Here is a 16151-nt window from a genome sequence, read left to right on the forward strand (position 1 = left end):
AGTTTAATTACGGCTCAAAGATAGCAATTAATTCAGCAATTCCTTGGCATGAGCCATTGCTGATGATGATATATTCATTCCTCCTAACATTTGAGCAATTTCAACAACCCGCTCATCATGATTAAGTTTTAAAAGCTTAGTTGAAGTGACGCCAGCTATGTCTTCTTTATAAACTCTGAAATGCGAATGCCCCTTGGCTGCAATTTGAGGCAAGTGTGTTATGGAGAACACTTGCATTGTTTTGCTCATCTGCAACATAATATCTCCCATTTTATTTGAAATTTCTCCTGATACACCTGTATCTATCTCATCGAACATTATGGTTGGCAATTGTATATAATTTGATAAAATTGACTTAATAGCCAACATTATCCTGGACAATTCACCTCCAGAGGCCGCTTTTTTTAATTCATTAAAACTACCCCCTTTGTTTGCTGTAAACAAAAACGTTAATTCATCTTTGCCATTAGAAAAATAATCATCTCCTAGATTAATTTCAATTTTAAATTGGGCATTTGGCATACCTAATTCGATTAAAATATCTTCTAATTCCCTTTTTAACTTTGGAATGGCTAGCGATCTTTTGTTATGGATTTCTTTAGATATTTCATCCAATATCTGCTGCTTTCCAGAAATAGCTTCGCGCTTTTCTTTTATGGTTTCATCTAAATTTTCAGTAACTGATACTTTTTCAGATAACGAATCACGAATTGAAATCAATTCTGAAACCGAACTAGATGTATGCTTTAACATTAAATTATTAAGTAGCTGTAATTTTGCATTCACCTCATCCAAACGCTGTGGATCGGCCTCTAAATTATTCTGTGATTCATCAATCTCACTCAATAAATCATCCAAATCAATTAAACTACTATTAATCCTATTATGAAGTTCTTCATATTTTGAAGACATACTACTTAGCTTCTGAAAATTATTTTTAAGCAAGGTAAGATTAGTTATTATACCAACTTGCTCGTCACTTAACACATGGTATGATTCTGCAAGGCGTTCTTTTATATCTTCAATATTATTTAAAGTTTCATACTCCTGTTCTAATATTTCATGCTCACCTTCAACTAAATTCGCTTCTACTAATTCATTTAACAAAAATGAATTGTAATCGTGTTCTTTGATGGCATTAGACTGAAAACTAAGAAGCTCATTTAATTCCTTATTAAGTTTCTTATATTGCCTTAGCTCTAAAGCATAATTATCTCGTTCTTTTTGGTTATTGGCTAGGGCATCAATTACTTGAAATTGAAAATCGTTACTAATAATTTGCAAGGTTTGATGCTGCGAATGTATGTCAACAAGTTTCTCACCTAAAACTTGTAAATTACTTAAATTAACTGGCGAATCATTTACAAAGGCTCTAGACTTTCCGGATGGAAGTATTTCTCTTCTAATTATAGTTTGCTCATCATAGTCTAAATCTTCGACCTCAAAAATCGACCTAAGATTATAATTGGAAACATTAAAAACTGCTTCTATGATGCACTTTTTTGAATCATCTTTTAAAGAACTTAAATCTGCCCGTTTGCCTAATATTAGTGACAAACCACCTAGTAATATTGATTTTCCTGCACCAGTTTCACCTGTAATAATAGAAAAACCATTATTAAAATCTACATGTAGATTATCAATTAAAGCATAGTTTTTTATAGATAAAGATGTTAGCACTATAATTACAATTAGATGAAAATTAAATATAGTAAAATGAATATTAAAAGAAAGATTTCTTAGAACTTAATATTGCGCCATTTACTCGAATGCATTGGTGCAACTTTTTGAAGTGTCTCTTTAACACTGGCAATATTTACATTAGGACCATCTGTAAAGATTTGTTCAATCTCTTCAGCCTTAGCATCAAAAAAAGTACGGAGCAGAAAAGAATTTGGACGCCTACTATTCATAGCTTCAAACTTTTTAAGAGTGGATGCTATTTGCTCTTTACCTTTTTTAGCGTTATCACTCATAACATCTAAGCCTTCTCTATGATAGGTGTACATAACATCTCTATAAGCTGCAAAAGTTGGAGATAGTACATTATCTATAAATGTGAACCTACTTTGGAGTCCGTCTTCTAATTTCCAGCCCTTAAAATTTTCCTGTTGAGAATAATTTAAAATTGTTTGAGCCTGTTTATAATAGATATCTCCCCCGTTTTGGGCAAAGGAATCAGCATCTAACGCTAAAATAATATTTACATGAAACGCCAGTACAGAAATTAAATTAGATGCATACTGCGTTGGATTATAAATTATATTTTGAAACTCTAAGTATCTAAAAGAGAAATCTCTATCGTTAAAATTATAAATTGGTGTATTAAAAGATGAACCGAAAACAGGCCTAGAGGATTGTACCTGAATAGAGCCTTGAAACGACTCACCACTATAATTAGTGATGGTAATAACCATACTGCAATCTATTAATTCTTGAGGTTCAAAAACCTTATTAGTCCATTTAGTATTATTAACAAACTCCGTTATCTGCTTTTCAAGATTTTTAAAAATAGAAAGGTTTTCATTTCCTGTTTGTTGAGCATTTACAACAACATTGCAATTCAATTCTTGCGAAAAACCACCCAAACCTAGACAAAATAAAAGAATGTATAATATGTTACGCATGAATATATTTTAGGATGTAATTTAATAAATCTTGAGCGACCTCAGTTTTTGTTTTTAAATCAAACGTCGTAATATCATATTTATCATTAATAAAAGTGACCTTATTTGTATTGGTTTTAAAGCCAGCGCCTTTGTCGTTCAACGAATTTAAAACAATTAAATTTAAATTCTTCTTTTTTAGTTTGCCTTTTGCGTTTTCAATTTCATTATTAGTCTCCAAGGCAAAACCTACTAAATACTGATGTTTCTTAAGAGAACCAAGCGACGCCAAAATGTCTTCAGTCTTTTCCAATTCTAAAGTTAACGTCGTTTTATTCTTTTTTATTTTCTGTGAAGCGACTTCTTTTGGTCTAAAATCTGCAACCGCAGCAGATAGAATAGCAACGTCAACATTACTAAAATGCTTATGTGTTTCCTCATACATTTCTTGAGCATTTACAACGGGCAATATCGCTATTAGTTTATGAGAAACTTTTTGATGTGTTGGTCCAGTAACTAGAAAAACCTCAGCACCAAGATTAGCAGAAGCTTTAGCAATTTCAAAGCCCATTTTACCACTTGAGTGATTCCCTATAAATCTTACAGGATCAATAGCCTCATAAGTTGGTCCAGCAGTTATGAGAACTCGCTTTCCACGAAGCGGTAATTTTTCCAAAATATCATCTTCAATAAAAGAGACAATATCTTCTGGCTCTGCCATTCTACCTTCTCCAACAAGCCCACTAGCCAGTTCACCCGAAGTAGCTGGAATCATTATGTTGCCATAGCCTTTTAAGGCCTCAAAAGAATTAAATGTACTTTCATGTTTGTACATATCTAAGTCCATGGCTGGAGCAAAATAAACAGGGCATTTTGCAGATAAATAGGTAGCTAAAAGCAAATTATCGCATGTACCATTAGCCATTTTAGATAATGTGTTGGCTGTGGCAGGAGCAATTATAAAATAATCTGCCCAAAGCCCTAAATCGACATGATTATTCCAAACAGCGTTATCATCTTCCTCATTGGTAAATGATGAATAAACCGGATTTTTAGATAATGTTGATAAGGTTAAAGGTGTTATAAAATCTTTTGAAGATGGCGTCATTACAACTTTTACATTGGCGCCCGATTTTATAAAAAGTCTAACTAATGAAGCGGTTTTATAAGCGGCTATACCAGCACTAATGCCTAAAAGTATATTTTTGCCGCTTAGTAAACTCATAAATATTATTCCTGAGAATCTTCCTCAGTATTTCTGTAATAAATTTTATCTGTTAGCCATTCTTGAACAGCTAAAGCATGAGGCTTAGGTAATTTTTCGTAAAACTTAGAAACTTCAATTTGTTCTTTATTTTCAAAAATTTCTTCTAAACTATCATTATAAGTAGCGAACTCTTCTAACTTATCAATTAGCTCTTTTTTAATGTCAGTATTAATTTGTTCTGCACGTCTAGAAATAATTGAAATGGACTCATAGATATTATCAGTTAGTTCGTCAACTTGGTTTCTGTCGTAAGTTACTGTATTAACAGGAGCAGTGGTTTTCTTTAAATCTATTTTCATATGTTTAGCTTTTATTGCTATAATTTTTTAATTCATTATCTATCTCTAAAGCCATATTATTTACTTCTTCAATATGCTCAGAATTCGTGTAAGTATTTATAAAAGTAGTACAAGTCTTTTTTGCTTCCAAGAGTCTTTCTTCTTTTTTGCTCTCAACACTATTAACTGCAAGTTTGAAAGAAGAATCCAATTTATAAAATAAGGCATCTTCACGTAAGGAAGATCCAGGAAACTCGAATATAAAATTTTCAAAAGACTTTATAGATGCAGGGTAATCTGATATGTGATTATATTGTTTCGCAATACTATAGGCCTTTTTTTCTAATTTAAAATCTAATTCTTGGACTAAATCACTTGCCTCCTTTAGATATCCAGATTCTGGAAACAAATTAATAAAGGTTTGTAATTTTTCAATCGCCTCTTTTGTTTCTTTTTGATCCTTTGAATAAACTGGGGATAACATGTAGTAACTTTTAGCGCTCAAAAATGACGCTTCCTCTAATTTTTCACTTTTTGGATAACTTGAAGCAAAACGTTCAAATTGATAAGCAGCGACGTAGTAATCCTTCATTTCGTAAAATGAATTAGAATACAAATACATTAATTTTTGTGCTTGAGGTTTCCCTCTATAATTAGGTACAATTTGAGCAAAAAGCCTATTGGCCTTATCATATTTACCTTCGTTGTAAAGACTTTCTCCCATTTCAAATTTCTTCTTAACAGCATCGTCTCCTTCGGCCTTTAAAGCTTTTTGATATTCACTACAAGACGTTAACACGATGAACGACAATAATATGTAAAGAGGTTTTCTCATAAATTTAAAACAGGATGCAAAATTAAGTTATTAATATGGATTTTAAAAATATAATTTTGATGCTAAAATAATTGTTGAAATACTGCAAACACAAGGTTTAAGTAATATTTAACATTAGTTAAAATCACTTATAAAACGTGCTATCTTTTCTTTTAATTGTATGGATGCAGAAACAAGAGGCAACCTTACCGTATCCTTACACAAGTTGAGTGCATTAAAAACAGCTTTTATACCAGCCGGATTATTTTCTTCAAAGATATAATCTATAACATCCATTAACTTAAAATGAACATCATAAGACGCTTTGGCATTTCCTTCTAACCCTAAACGTATCATTTGAGAAAACTCTTTTGGAAACGCCTGACCTATGACCGAAATAACTCCTGCTCCACCAGCTAATACAACACCTAAGGCTAAATCATCATCTCCAGAAATTATTAAAAAATCTTCGGGTTTATTCTTAAGTAATTGCAAATACTGAGACACATTGTTTCCTGCTTCTTTTACAGCAATAACGTTATCAAAATCATTGGCAAGTCTAATAGTAGTTTCTGGCTCAATATTTTTTGAAGTTCGACCTGGTACATTATACAAAATAATGTCAATTGGTGATTTTTCTGAAATTGCTTTAAAATGCTGGTAAATTCCTTCTTGAGTTGGCTTGCTATAATAGGGCGAAACGGATAAAATGGCATCAATACCACTTAAATCTGTAGTCTTTATTTCTTCTATTATATCGGCTGTATTATTACCTCCAATACCTAATACATTAGGTACACGACCATTATTTGCTTTTGTAATCGTTTTAATTACAGCCTTTTTTTCCTCTTTTGTAAGTGTTACGCTTTCTCCAGTTGTACCACAAATAACTAAATAATCTGTACCGTTTTCAATATTAAAATTAACAATATTAGTTAAAGCCTCATGATCAATACTCAAATCATCATTAAATGGGGTAACTAATGCAACTCCGGTTCCTAAGAACTTTTTACTCATTTCAAATTTTGTTTAATATAGTTAGGTACTTAAAAAGTTCTTTTTTAAATACATTAAATTCATTCACTTTTGTTTTTATAATTAAATCATTAAGCCTAGAATCTGTTTGTAAGATTCCAATCTTAAATTTTGCTTTAGATAGGCCGGTTAACAGTTTAAGCTCTAACTCCTCACTTGTATAATAACTAATTAAGGCATCATAAGGGGTATCTAAAAACGATTGTAATTCAATATTTTTTATTGCTCCTCTGCAACCAATATCTTTTGGATTGAAACAAACCTCCCAAAAATTGGGTTTTTCACTTTTAGTTGGTGAATATGCGATTACTTTTAATCTATTAGGTCGTACATTAATATAGGCAGCTAAACTGCGAAAGCGTTCAAAATCATCAACTTCATCAATATTAAGTATAACTCCTAAACTTTTAATCTTACTATTATCAACATAAACATAACGATTTAAGAGTATTTTATTCAAATACTTTTTATTAGATTTTTCCTTAAAACCCTTTAAAATCATTTATATTTATGCTTTCCGCAAAGGTAACAAAAGTACTTTCAAAATATTCGTTTAATATATGAGGTTTACACATTTCTTTTTTTTGTTATATATTTTATTCTTTACGAGCTGTAAAAAGGAAAAACTTCATCTTACAAAAATTGAAGGTAGTAAAATTGAAATCACGGATAGCCTTAAAATAGATGATGAAATTGAGAAATATATTGCCCCATTTAGAAACCACATTCAAAAAGATTTAGATAGTGTTTTAGCTTATTCTGTCGATACTTACTCCAAAACAGATGGAAGTTTAAATACCGCAATAGGTAATTTTATGGCAGATGCCATTTACGAGGAAACTTATCCAGTCTTTAAAAAAAGAACAGGAAAAGATATCGATCTTGTATTACTAAATCATGGTGGTATTCGCTCAATAATTTCAAAGGGGCAAATTAAATTGCGAACTGCTTATGAAATTATGCCTTTTGAGAATAGCATTGTTGTTGTTGCTCTCAAAGGCGCGCAAATTGATAGTCTTGTCAACTATCTAAGCAAGGCTAGGCGAGCGCATCCTATATCTAAACTAAGATTGCTCCTTGATGAAGACTTTAAAGTTGCTGAAGCCACAATAAAGGGAAAACCAATTTATAATGACACCACCTACTATGTTTGTACCAATGATTTTTTATATAACGGAGGCGATAATATGACCTTTTTTAAACCAAATGATAGCCTTTACGTACTTAATTATAAAATAAGAAATGCTCTAATCGATCATTTTAAAAAGGTTGATACTATTAACCCAGTTATTGATGATAGATTCATTCAAATTAATTAACATTCAAAAATGAAGCGTAGAGAATTTATTCAAAAAACTGTTTCTGGAGCAACTGCTTTAACTATTGGAGGTATTGGATTGCAGTCCTTTGCAGAGTTGAATTCAGCAAAAAAAATCACAATACTTCATACTAACGATGTGCATAGTCATATTGACGCCTTTGGTCCAGAAGATGGCCGTAACGCTAATAAAGGAGGTGTATCAAGAAGAGCGAGTTTAGTGGAAAACATAAGGAAAGAGAATCCAAATACCCTTTTACTCGATGCTGGAGATATTTTTCAAGGCACCCCTTATTTTAATTATTATGGTGGTGAGTTGGAATTTAAACTCATGAGCAAACTGAAGTATGATGCTGCAACTATAGGTAATCATGATTTTGATAATGGGATTGACGGTCTTTTTGCACAGTTGCCGCATGCTCAATTTGAATTTATTTCATCAAATTATGATTTTTCAAATACAATAATGCACACGCATACCAAACCCTATAAAATTTTTAAAAAAGATGGTATTAAAATTGGAGTATTTGGTTTAGGCATTAAACTAACAGGACTTGTTGACCCGATGATGTATAAAGAAACCAATTATTTAGACCCTGTTGAAACATCGCAAGAGATGACAAGAATATTAAAGGACGAAGAACAATGCGACTTAATTATTTGTTTATCCCATTTAGGCTATCATTACAGAAATAGACCTGAAAAGATGAGTGATTTAAAGCTCGCTTCACGCACTAAGGATATTGATTTAATTATTGGAGGGCATACTCATACTTTTTTACCTAAACCGACCGTGGTAAAAAATTCGGAAAACAAAAATATGCTTGTAAATCAAGTTGGATGTTACGGTATTAATTTAGGTAAAATTGACTTTTATTTTGACACTCAAAAGAATAAAGCGGCCAATGGCACTTCAATTATCGTTTAAAAATTTCATTACTTTTTGATAAGTAACTCGATTTTCTTCGTCTAAGGTATTGTTAAAAATTATATACCATGAAAAAAAAAACCTTTCTTTTCCTTAGGATTATCGTCGCGATTATTTTAATTCAGACACTTCGATTTAAATTTACTGGACATACTGACAGCATATATATTTTCGAAAAGGTAGGTCTCGAACCTTACGGCAGAATTGGAATTGGTCTATTAGAGCTTATCTCAGGTATATTAATTCTTATACCCAAAACAATATGGCTAGGAGCGCTATTGACTATGGGAATAATTGGCGGAGCTATAATGATGCACCTTACCATGCTAGGTATAGAAGTTAATAATGACGGAGGAATATTATTCTTAACTGCGGTAGTTACATTTATTTTAGCTGCAATAATTCTCTATAATGTAAAAAAAGATATTCCTTTTTTAAAATAACTTCTACTTAAAAACTTCGTTTCCGGATAAAACCGAAGACTCCTCTTCATTCAAAATTGCTTGTTTGTAGAAAAAATAAAAGGCGGCCACAAGAAGAATTGTGTAAAGAATGTCTAATAAAATTTTGGAAGAGATATATAAATAAGCAAGTTGTATAACCTCAGAAAAAACGATACAAAGCGAACCTAAAAACATTAATAATGATTTTTGAGTGTCCTTATAAATAAAATTAATCAATGATGCCGATAACACCATTAAAATTGCAATGTTATATGCTATTTCAATGAATATTTCTCCTATGTCCAAAATAAACGGACTCATTATTTTAAATAACACATACAATAAATAACTATTTAAAATTGCCAAAACAAAAAGATGGATGTAAAAGTTTCTTGCAATTACTCGAATATTCAAAGTCCTAATAATATTAAAAACTAAAAAAGAATAAGCCGTTGCATACAACCCATTACAGGTATAATAAATCAGCAAATATGGCACCTTCGATTCAACTACAGGTAATAGTGATAATATCGAGACTATTTCTGCTAAAGAAAAAAGAATTAAAAATAAGGCAAAGCAACAAATCTTAGGCTTATAATTGGTTATATATAAAACCGTAATAGATGGAACAATAAGACCTCTGGACACCTCGGACAGCCATAGTATTTCACCAAATTCAAATACGGTAAACAACACACATAAAAGAATGATAAAACCAATTAATATTTTTGTTCTACTCATTACTAGAGATTAACAGTTCTAGCAACAAATATAAAAATATTTTTCATTTAAACGATAAAATTTTACTTTTTATCGATAAAAATTGTTTTTATTTTAATTTTTGTAAGAATTCATGCTCATTAATTAAACTTAAGCCAAGTTTTTCCGCCTTATCCTTTTTACTCGGCCCCATGTTATTCCCAGCTATAATGTAGCTGGTTTTTGAAGAAATAGAACTGCTTACTTTACCTCCATTATCCTCAATAAGTTTCTTTAGCTCATTTCTCGAGACCGATTCAAATACTCCTGAAACTACAACAATATCTCCTTTAAGAATATCTGTTTGACCTTTAAGTTGTTCTGCAGACATTTCTAATTTCACACCAAACGACCTTAATCTATTAATTATCGTCATATTCTCTTCAGAGCTAAAAAAATCGTAAACACTTTCCGCAATTCTATCTCCTATTTCATCAACATTTATCAAATCTTCAATGGAGGCATTAATTATTGCTTCAATAGTTTTGTAATGTTTAACTAACTTTTTAGCAACCGTTTCTCCAACATACCTAATTCCTAAGGCAAATAAAACACGTTCAAAAGGAATGTTTTTAGACTTATCTATGCCATCTATTAAATTATCCGCACTTTTTTCTGCCATACGCTCCAGAGGAATAACTTGCTCTTTGGTAAGTTCATATAAATCAGCATAATTTGTAATTAATCCCTCGTTTACTAATAGCGCAACTGTTTCACCTCCTAATCCTTCAATATCCATTGCTTTTCTAGATATGAAATGTTGAATTCTTCCAATTATTTGCGGATTACAACCATTATAATTAGGGCAATAATGTTGAGCCTCACCTTCTTGCCTAACAAGTTCTGTTTTACATTCTGGACATTGGTTGATATATATGGTTGCTTTAGAATCAAGAGGTCGCTGTTCTAAATCTACTCCGAGAATTTTAGGAATAATCTCCCCGCCTTTTTCAACATAAACCATATCTCCCTCCCTAACATCTAACTTAGCTATCTGATCTGCATTATGTAAGGAAGCTCTTTTAACCGTAGTACCAGCCAATTCAATTGGCTCTAAATTGGCAACTGGAGTAATCGCGCCAGTTCTACCTACCTGATAAGTAATACTATTAAGTCTAGTCGATACCTGTTCTGCCTTAAACTTATAAGCCATAGCCCAACGGGGTGCTTTTGCGGTATAACCCAACTCCTCTTGTTGTTGTAAATTATTTACCTTTACAACGACCCCATCTGTTTCGTAAGGCAAATCATGACGTTTTTTATCCCAATACTCTATAAACTCTAGAACACCTTCAATCGAATTTATCAATTTTGCAGCACTAGGCACTTTAAAACCCCAAGCTCTAGCTTTTTTTAAACTTTCAAATTGCGTTGTTATTCCAAGGCTCGACCCTGTTAGATTGTATAACAAACACTCCAAAGGACGCTTTGCAACCTCTGAACTATCTTGTAATTTTAAACTACCTGAAGCTGTATTTCTTGGATTTCTATAAGGATCTTCTCCTAGTTTTAAACGTTCTTCATTCATTTTATTAAAACCCTCAAATGGTAATACAATTTCTCCTCGTATGTCAAATTTTGGAGGAAAATCACCTTGCAATTTTAAAGGAACCGATTTAATAGTCTTTACATTTGATATTACATTATCTCCCTGAAATCCATCTCCTCTCGTAACTGCTTTAACTAATAAACCATTTTCGTAGGTCAAACTAATGGATGCTCCATCATATTTTAATTCGCAAGTGTATTCAATATCTCCATCTACTAATTTTTTAATTCTGATTTCCCAATCCTCCAAATCTTCTTTAGAATAAGAATTATCCAAAGAATACATGCGATGCTCGTGTTTTACAGTCTCAAAGTTTTTAGTTATTGCTCCACCAACACGTTGGGTAGGAGAATTGGCATCATAAAACTCTGGATGTTTTATTTCAAGCTCTTGAAGTTCTTTTAATTTAACATCAAACTCATAATCTGAAATTGTGGGATTATCCAGTACATAATAGTTATAATTATGCATTCTCAGTTCTTGCCGAAGATCTTTTATTTGTTGTTCAGTAGTCATTAACTTTTAATTCCTTTTATCATTCTATCTTTTTTAAAGATATCTTGTTTTAATTCTATTTCCTGAAAATCATTCCTCTGTAACAAAAATATCATCTTGTCTCCAAGGTACTCATTGATTTCAAAATATAATAATCCCTTTGAAGTCAAATTATTCTCAGCAAAGTTTACAATTGCCTCATAAAACTGAAGTGGGTTATTGTCTTTAACAAATAAAGCTATATGCGGTTCATTATCTAAAACATTAGGTTTCATATGTTCTTTTTCCCGCTCTCTAACATAAGGAGGGTTAGAGACTATAATGTCAAATTGCTTGTTGATAAGTTCGTTACTAATATCCGAAACATTTAAAATATCAGATTTTACAAATGTAATTTCAACATTATTTAATTGCGCGTTACCTTCGGCTACTTTAATAGCATTGGCACTTATATCTAAGGCAACAATTTCACATTTTGGTAAATTTTTGGCCAATGAAACAGCGATACAACCACTTCCAGTACCAATATCTAAAATTTTAAGTTTTTCGTTAACATCAGTATTTTCAATAATCCAGGAAATTAATTCTTCTGTTTCTGGTCTTGGTATCAAAACATGTTTATTGGCCTTGAAAGGTAATCCATAAAATTCTGTGTGTCCTAATATGTATTGTATTGGTTTTTCTTGCTTTAATAACTTTAAAGCTGATAATATGGCTTCATTATTTTCCAAGCCTAAGCTCGTATCCATTGCTAATTGAAATCTTTTTATACCATAATAGGACTCAATCAAAATGAAAAAGAAATTATCAACTTCTTCTTTACCGAAAAGAGCGTCTAATTCGTTATGAAATAAAATTTGTATTTCCTTTAACTTCATAAATTTTTTATCATCCATACGCCGCAAGAATAATGTCCCGTATTACCTAAAGCCCCTTTTAAATGTTCAAAACCATAACTTTCATAAATATGAATTGCCGCTTTTAATTGTGACGCAGATTCGAGATAACATTTTTTGTAACCCAAGGCTTTGGCACTTTGCATACATAATTGGAAAAGTTCTTTTCCAAACCCTTTACCTCTAACTTTTGGAGAAAAATACATTTTCTGAATTTCACATATTTCTGTTTCAAAATTTGTTAAAGGTTTCACTCCTCCACCTCCTAAAATTTCACCATTATTATCTAAAACGTAATAGACTTCATTCCCATTTTGATAAGACTCATACATTCTTGGTGTTTCAGCATCAGCATAAGCAGTACCTTCAAGTGGTATTTTAAACTCATGAAAGCAAGCACGAATTACGGCTTCTAATTGACCGTTATCTTGTGGTTCAATTTCTCGAATAACTATAGTATCTTTACTCACTTTTACTAGATAATTTTGAATTAGTGAATATACACCAAATCAAAAAAAACAGAAATGAAAAGACTCATAATCTTATCAACAATATTGATTACAATACTTGGTTGTTCAGTCAATGAAAAACCAGAATTTCAACGGATTGAAAACATTAAAGTTTTAGAATCCAACGCTCAACATGTTATAATTACAGCCAATGCATTGTTTATAAATCCAAATGATATTGGTGGAAATTTAAAAACTAATGAAATAAAAGTTTTCATAAATGATAATGAAATGGCCAGCATATCGACCGAAAAATTTAAAGTCCCTGCTAAAAAAGAATTTTCAATTCCATTGAAAACAAAAGTTCCAACTGATAGTATTTTTAGCAACAAAAGCATTGGTGGTCTAATAGGTAGTCTTTTTAGTAAAAAAGTCAAAGTCCAATACAAAGGAGACATCATTTATTCTACATTCGGTTTTTCATATACCTACAACGTTGATAAAACAGAACATGTCAAAATAAAACTGTAACCTTTGACAAAACACGAAACTTACATAAAACGATGTATTCAACTAGCAAAAAATGGTTTAGGAATTACCAGACCTAATCCAATGGTTGGGAGTTTAATTGTTTACAAAAATAAAATTATAGGCGAAGGTTTCACTAGTTCTTATGGTGGAAATCATGCCGAAGTTAACGCTATAAACGAAGTTAAAAACAAAGATTTACTTAAAAAATCTACGCTCTATGTTACTTTAGAACCTTGTTCGCACTTTGGCAAGACACCGCCTTGTAGTGATTTGATTATTAAACATAAAATTTCAAAAGTTGTAATTGGCTGTATTGATAATAATGAAAAAGTAGCAGGAAAAGGCATAGCTACACTAAAAAACAATGGTATTGAAGTCATTGTTGGTGTATTAGAAAAAGAATGCCAAGACCACCACAAGCGTTTTTTAACTTTCCATAAAGAACATCGCCCATATATAATTTTAAAATGGGCTGAAACAAAAGATGGTTTTATTGCCCCATTAACAAAACAAGTACAAAAACCCGTCTGGATTACTAATGAGTTTTCAAGACAATTAGTTCATAAATGGCGCACGGAAGAGCAAGCGATTTTAGTTGGCACTAAAACCGTACTAGAAGATAACCCAAGTTTAACTTCAAGAGATTGGCAAGGAAACAACCCCGTAAGATTTGTAATTGATAAAAACGATAACCTTGATGCATCACTAAATGTCTTTGACGATAGTTCAAAAACAATTAAAATAACTAGTAAAGACATTGATTTTTCAAACCAAATTGCAAAACAAATTTGCAAACAACTGTTTAAAAACCATATTAACTCCGTAATAATTGAAGGTGGTGCAAAAACACTACAATCCTTTATAGATGAAAATCTTTGGGACGAGGCTCGAGTATTCATTGGAAATGTCACTTTTAAAAATGGCACTAAAGCACCACAACTAAAAAGTAAATTGATTTCTGAAGAAACAATTTTAGACGATGTTCTGAAAATTTATAAGAATGATTAATACCATTATTTTCGACTTTGGTAATGTATTTATAAATTTAGATATCGAAGGTTCTAAAAAACAAGCTCACAAAACACTTTGCATTGAAGCTATTTCACTAGAAATGGATAAATACAACAGTCTTTATGAGCAAGGATTAATTTCTACTCATACTTTTTTAGATTTTTATTGTAATAAATTTCAAAGATTATCAAGACAACAACTTGTAGATCTTTGGAATTACATGCTAAAAGATTTTCCTAAATATCGATTAGATTTTTTAAAAAAACTTAAAGCCATTGCAAAGTATAAACTACTTCTTCTGAGTAATACAAATGAACTACACATCGATTGGATTAAAGAAAATGTTTCTTTTTATGAAGATTTTAAAAACTGCTTCGATGCTTTTTACCTATCACATGAAATACATCTCATAAAACCTAACCAGGATATTTTCGAGTTTGTTTTAAAAGAAAATAATTTAAATCCAGAAGAATGCCTTTTTATTGATGATAACCAAGACAACATTAAATCTGCACATGCTTTAAATCTTAAAACTTGGCATATTAATCCAAATACTGAAGACGTAGTTAATCTATTTAAGATCAAAGCACATTTATTTGAGTAAATGGAGAAAGACACCTTTAAAACCATTAAAAATTTTACAAGCTCTGTTTTATTTAAAGACAAGAACAGTAAATTTTATGGCTACGCTTTTCCGGTTTTCAATGAAGATGAAGTTAAGTTAAAACTTGAAGCATTAAAAAAAGAACATCATTCCGCCAGACATTGGTGTTATGCTTACCAAATTGGCACTGAAACCTTCTTATATCGAGCCAATGATGATGGCGAGCCAAACAATTCTGCAGGCATGCCAATTTACGGGCAAATACAATCATTTGAACTTACTAATATATTAATTATTGTGGTGCGCTACTTTGGAGGTGTTAAATTAGGCGTTGGTGGATTGATAAACGCCTATAGGTCTGCAGCTAAACTAGCAATAGAAAATTCCAAAATCATTGAAAAAACTATTAATGTCACATATCTTATTTCATTTGACTATAAAAACATGAATAAGGTAATGCGAATAATTAAAGAGAAAAATCTCAATATTATCAATCAGAAGCTTGAATTAAACTGTCAAATTACCATTTCTGTATGGAAAAAAAATGCATGTTCTATATTTGATATTTTCAATTATCTATATGAAGTAGACATAAAAGAACAATAGTTTAATTTTTTAAAGCCTCTAAAATATAAATTGGTGGTCGTGTTGGCTTATTAGTTTTCATGTCGATAAAAACTAAAGTAGTACTTGCTGTAGTTAAAATTTCACCTAATTCATTAGTGATTTCATAATCAAATTCTATCTTTACCGTTGGCGCTTTTTTAAGTTGAGTTTTTACATTAATTACATCATCATAACTCGCTGATTTTTTATAATTTAAACTCAAAGAAACTACCGGAAGCATGATACCATCTTCTTCCATTTTTTTATATGAAATTCCCATTTTTCGCAGCAACTCAATTCTTCCCATTTCAAGATATAATGGGTAGTTACCATGGTACACGACACCCATTTGGTCAGTTTCCCCATATCTCACTCTTATATGTATTTCATCGACTTTCATAGGTATTATTGAATATTTTTTTGTAGTTTCGGCTAGCGGCTAAACATGAGGAAAAATTTCTTAAAATTCAATAGAAAATCATTTTTTTTTTAAGAATTTTGTTCACATATTTGTCCAACCCAATAAGAGGGATTTTGAGGAGCCAATTCTCATGCTATTATA

General features: G+C 31.3%; 19 protein-coding genes. 7 read left to right on the top strand and 12 right to left on the bottom strand.

Annotated elements, in window-relative coordinates; genetic code table 11:
- Nucleotides 1-27: 27 nt before the first annotated feature.
- The 7 genes from recN to FEF17_RS00970 all read right to left on the bottom strand — a co-directional run bounded on the left by recN (nucleotide 28) and on the right by FEF17_RS00970 (nucleotide 6502).
- Entirely contained in the window at nucleotides 28-1680 is a 1653-nt protein-coding gene (gene recN, locus FEF17_RS00940; RefSeq protein WP_139000488.1) for a DNA repair protein RecN, read from the bottom strand.
- Nucleotides 1681-1739: 59 nt separating this feature from the next.
- On the bottom strand, nucleotides 1740-2627 hold the full coding sequence (porD, locus tag FEF17_RS00945) for a type IX secretion system protein PorD (protein WP_139000489.1): 888 nt from the start codon (nucleotides 2625-2627) through the stop codon (nucleotides 1740-1742).
- Nucleotides 2620-3831, bottom strand: a complete 1212-nt coding sequence (coaBC, locus tag FEF17_RS00950) for a bifunctional phosphopantothenoylcysteine decarboxylase/phosphopantothenate--cysteine ligase CoaBC (RefSeq protein WP_139000490.1) — start codon at nucleotides 3829-3831, stop codon at nucleotides 2620-2622. Before coaBC ends, porD begins: the two co-directional genes overlap by 8 nt.
- A gap of 5 nt (nucleotides 3832-3836) precedes the next feature.
- On the bottom strand, nucleotides 3837-4166 hold the full coding sequence (locus FEF17_RS00955; protein ID WP_211342471.1) for a DNA-directed RNA polymerase subunit omega: 330 nt from the start codon (nucleotides 4164-4166) through the stop codon (nucleotides 3837-3839).
- Between the two features lie 10 nt (nucleotides 4167-4176).
- The gene (locus FEF17_RS00960) at nucleotides 4177-4986 is read right to left on the bottom strand and encodes an outer membrane protein assembly factor BamD (RefSeq protein WP_139000492.1); all 810 of its coding nucleotides are present in this window, start codon (nucleotides 4984-4986) and stop codon (nucleotides 4177-4179) included.
- 114 nt (nucleotides 4987-5100) lie between these two features.
- Complete coding sequence (gene dapA / locus FEF17_RS00965; RefSeq protein ID WP_139000493.1) at nucleotides 5101-5982, bottom strand: 4-hydroxy-tetrahydrodipicolinate synthase; 882 nt, start codon at nucleotides 5980-5982, stop codon at nucleotides 5101-5103.
- A gap of 1 nt (nucleotide 5983) precedes the next feature.
- A complete protein-coding gene (locus FEF17_RS00970) occupies nucleotides 5984-6502 on the bottom strand; it encodes a DUF6913 domain-containing protein (RefSeq protein WP_139000494.1) in 519 nt (172 codons plus the stop codon).
- A 58-nt stretch (nucleotides 6503-6560) separates the two neighbouring features.
- Here FEF17_RS00970 and FEF17_RS00975 point away from each other — a divergent pair, with 58 nt between their 5' ends.
- From FEF17_RS00975 to FEF17_RS00985, 3 genes are all read left to right on the top strand, one after another.
- Complete coding sequence (locus FEF17_RS00975) at nucleotides 6561-7319, top strand: 5'-nucleotidase C-terminal domain-containing protein (protein ID WP_139000495.1); 759 nt, start codon at nucleotides 6561-6563, stop codon at nucleotides 7317-7319.
- Nucleotides 7320-7328: 9 nt separating this feature from the next.
- Nucleotides 7329-8246: a bifunctional metallophosphatase/5'-nucleotidase gene (locus tag FEF17_RS00980; RefSeq protein WP_139000496.1), complete on the top strand. Its 918-nt coding sequence runs from the start codon at nucleotides 7329-7331 to the stop codon at nucleotides 8244-8246.
- Between the two features lie 68 nt (nucleotides 8247-8314).
- A complete protein-coding gene (locus FEF17_RS00985) occupies nucleotides 8315-8689 on the top strand; it encodes a DoxX family membrane protein (protein ID WP_139000497.1) in 375 nt (124 codons plus the stop codon).
- 3 nt (nucleotides 8690-8692) lie between these two features.
- Here the strand turns inward: FEF17_RS00985 and FEF17_RS00990 are convergent, their stop codons facing one another.
- The 4 genes from FEF17_RS00990 to FEF17_RS01005 all read right to left on the bottom strand — a co-directional run bounded on the left by FEF17_RS00990 (nucleotide 8693) and on the right by FEF17_RS01005 (nucleotide 12858).
- Entirely contained in the window at nucleotides 8693-9430 is a 738-nt protein-coding gene (locus FEF17_RS00990; RefSeq protein WP_139000498.1) for a hypothetical protein, read from the bottom strand.
- A gap of 88 nt (nucleotides 9431-9518) precedes the next feature.
- Nucleotides 9519-11513, bottom strand: coding sequence for an NAD-dependent DNA ligase LigA (gene ligA, locus FEF17_RS00995; RefSeq protein WP_139000499.1), 1995 nt, complete (start codon nucleotides 11511-11513; stop codon nucleotides 9519-9521).
- On the bottom strand, nucleotides 11513-12370 hold the full coding sequence (prmC, locus tag FEF17_RS01000; RefSeq protein WP_139000500.1) for a peptide chain release factor N(5)-glutamine methyltransferase: 858 nt from the start codon (nucleotides 12368-12370) through the stop codon (nucleotides 11513-11515). The genes ligA and prmC overlap by 1 nt, the downstream gene beginning before the upstream one ends.
- Nucleotides 12367-12858: a GNAT family N-acetyltransferase gene (locus FEF17_RS01005; protein WP_139000501.1), complete on the bottom strand. Its 492-nt coding sequence runs from the start codon at nucleotides 12856-12858 to the stop codon at nucleotides 12367-12369. The genes prmC and FEF17_RS01005 overlap by 4 nt, the downstream gene beginning before the upstream one ends.
- 54 nt (nucleotides 12859-12912) lie before the next feature.
- Between FEF17_RS01005 and FEF17_RS01010 the strand changes: the two genes are divergently transcribed.
- The 4 genes from FEF17_RS01010 to FEF17_RS01025 are packed head-to-tail and all read left to right on the top strand — an operon-like array spanning nucleotide 12913 to nucleotide 15589.
- Nucleotides 12913-13368: an LEA type 2 family protein gene (locus tag FEF17_RS01010; protein WP_139000502.1), complete on the top strand. Its 456-nt coding sequence runs from the start codon at nucleotides 12913-12915 to the stop codon at nucleotides 13366-13368.
- 3 nt (nucleotides 13369-13371) lie between these two features.
- Nucleotides 13372-14376 carry a bifunctional diaminohydroxyphosphoribosylaminopyrimidine deaminase/5-amino-6-(5-phosphoribosylamino)uracil reductase RibD gene (gene ribD / locus FEF17_RS01015; RefSeq protein ID WP_139000503.1) on the top strand — a complete coding sequence of 335 codons (1005 nt, stop codon included), beginning with the start codon at nucleotides 13372-13374 and terminating at the stop codon, nucleotides 14374-14376.
- Nucleotides 14369-14983: an HAD family hydrolase gene (locus FEF17_RS01020; RefSeq protein ID WP_139000504.1), complete on the top strand. Its 615-nt coding sequence runs from the start codon at nucleotides 14369-14371 to the stop codon at nucleotides 14981-14983. The genes ribD and FEF17_RS01020 overlap by 8 nt, the downstream gene beginning before the upstream one ends.
- Entirely contained in the window at nucleotides 14984-15589 is a 606-nt protein-coding gene (locus tag FEF17_RS01025; RefSeq protein ID WP_139000505.1) for an IMPACT family protein, read from the top strand.
- Nucleotide 15590: 1 nt separating this feature from the next.
- Here the strand turns inward: FEF17_RS01025 and FEF17_RS01030 are convergent, their stop codons facing one another.
- The gene (locus FEF17_RS01030) at nucleotides 15591-15989 is read right to left on the bottom strand and encodes an acyl-CoA thioesterase (protein WP_139000506.1); all 399 of its coding nucleotides are present in this window, start codon (nucleotides 15987-15989) and stop codon (nucleotides 15591-15593) included.
- Nucleotides 15990-16151: the final 162 nt, after the last annotated feature.

Source organism: Hyunsoonleella aestuarii, assembly GCF_006148925.1.
GTDB classification, from domain to species: Bacteria; Bacteroidota; Bacteroidia; order Flavobacteriales; family Flavobacteriaceae; genus Algibacter_D; species Algibacter_D aestuarii.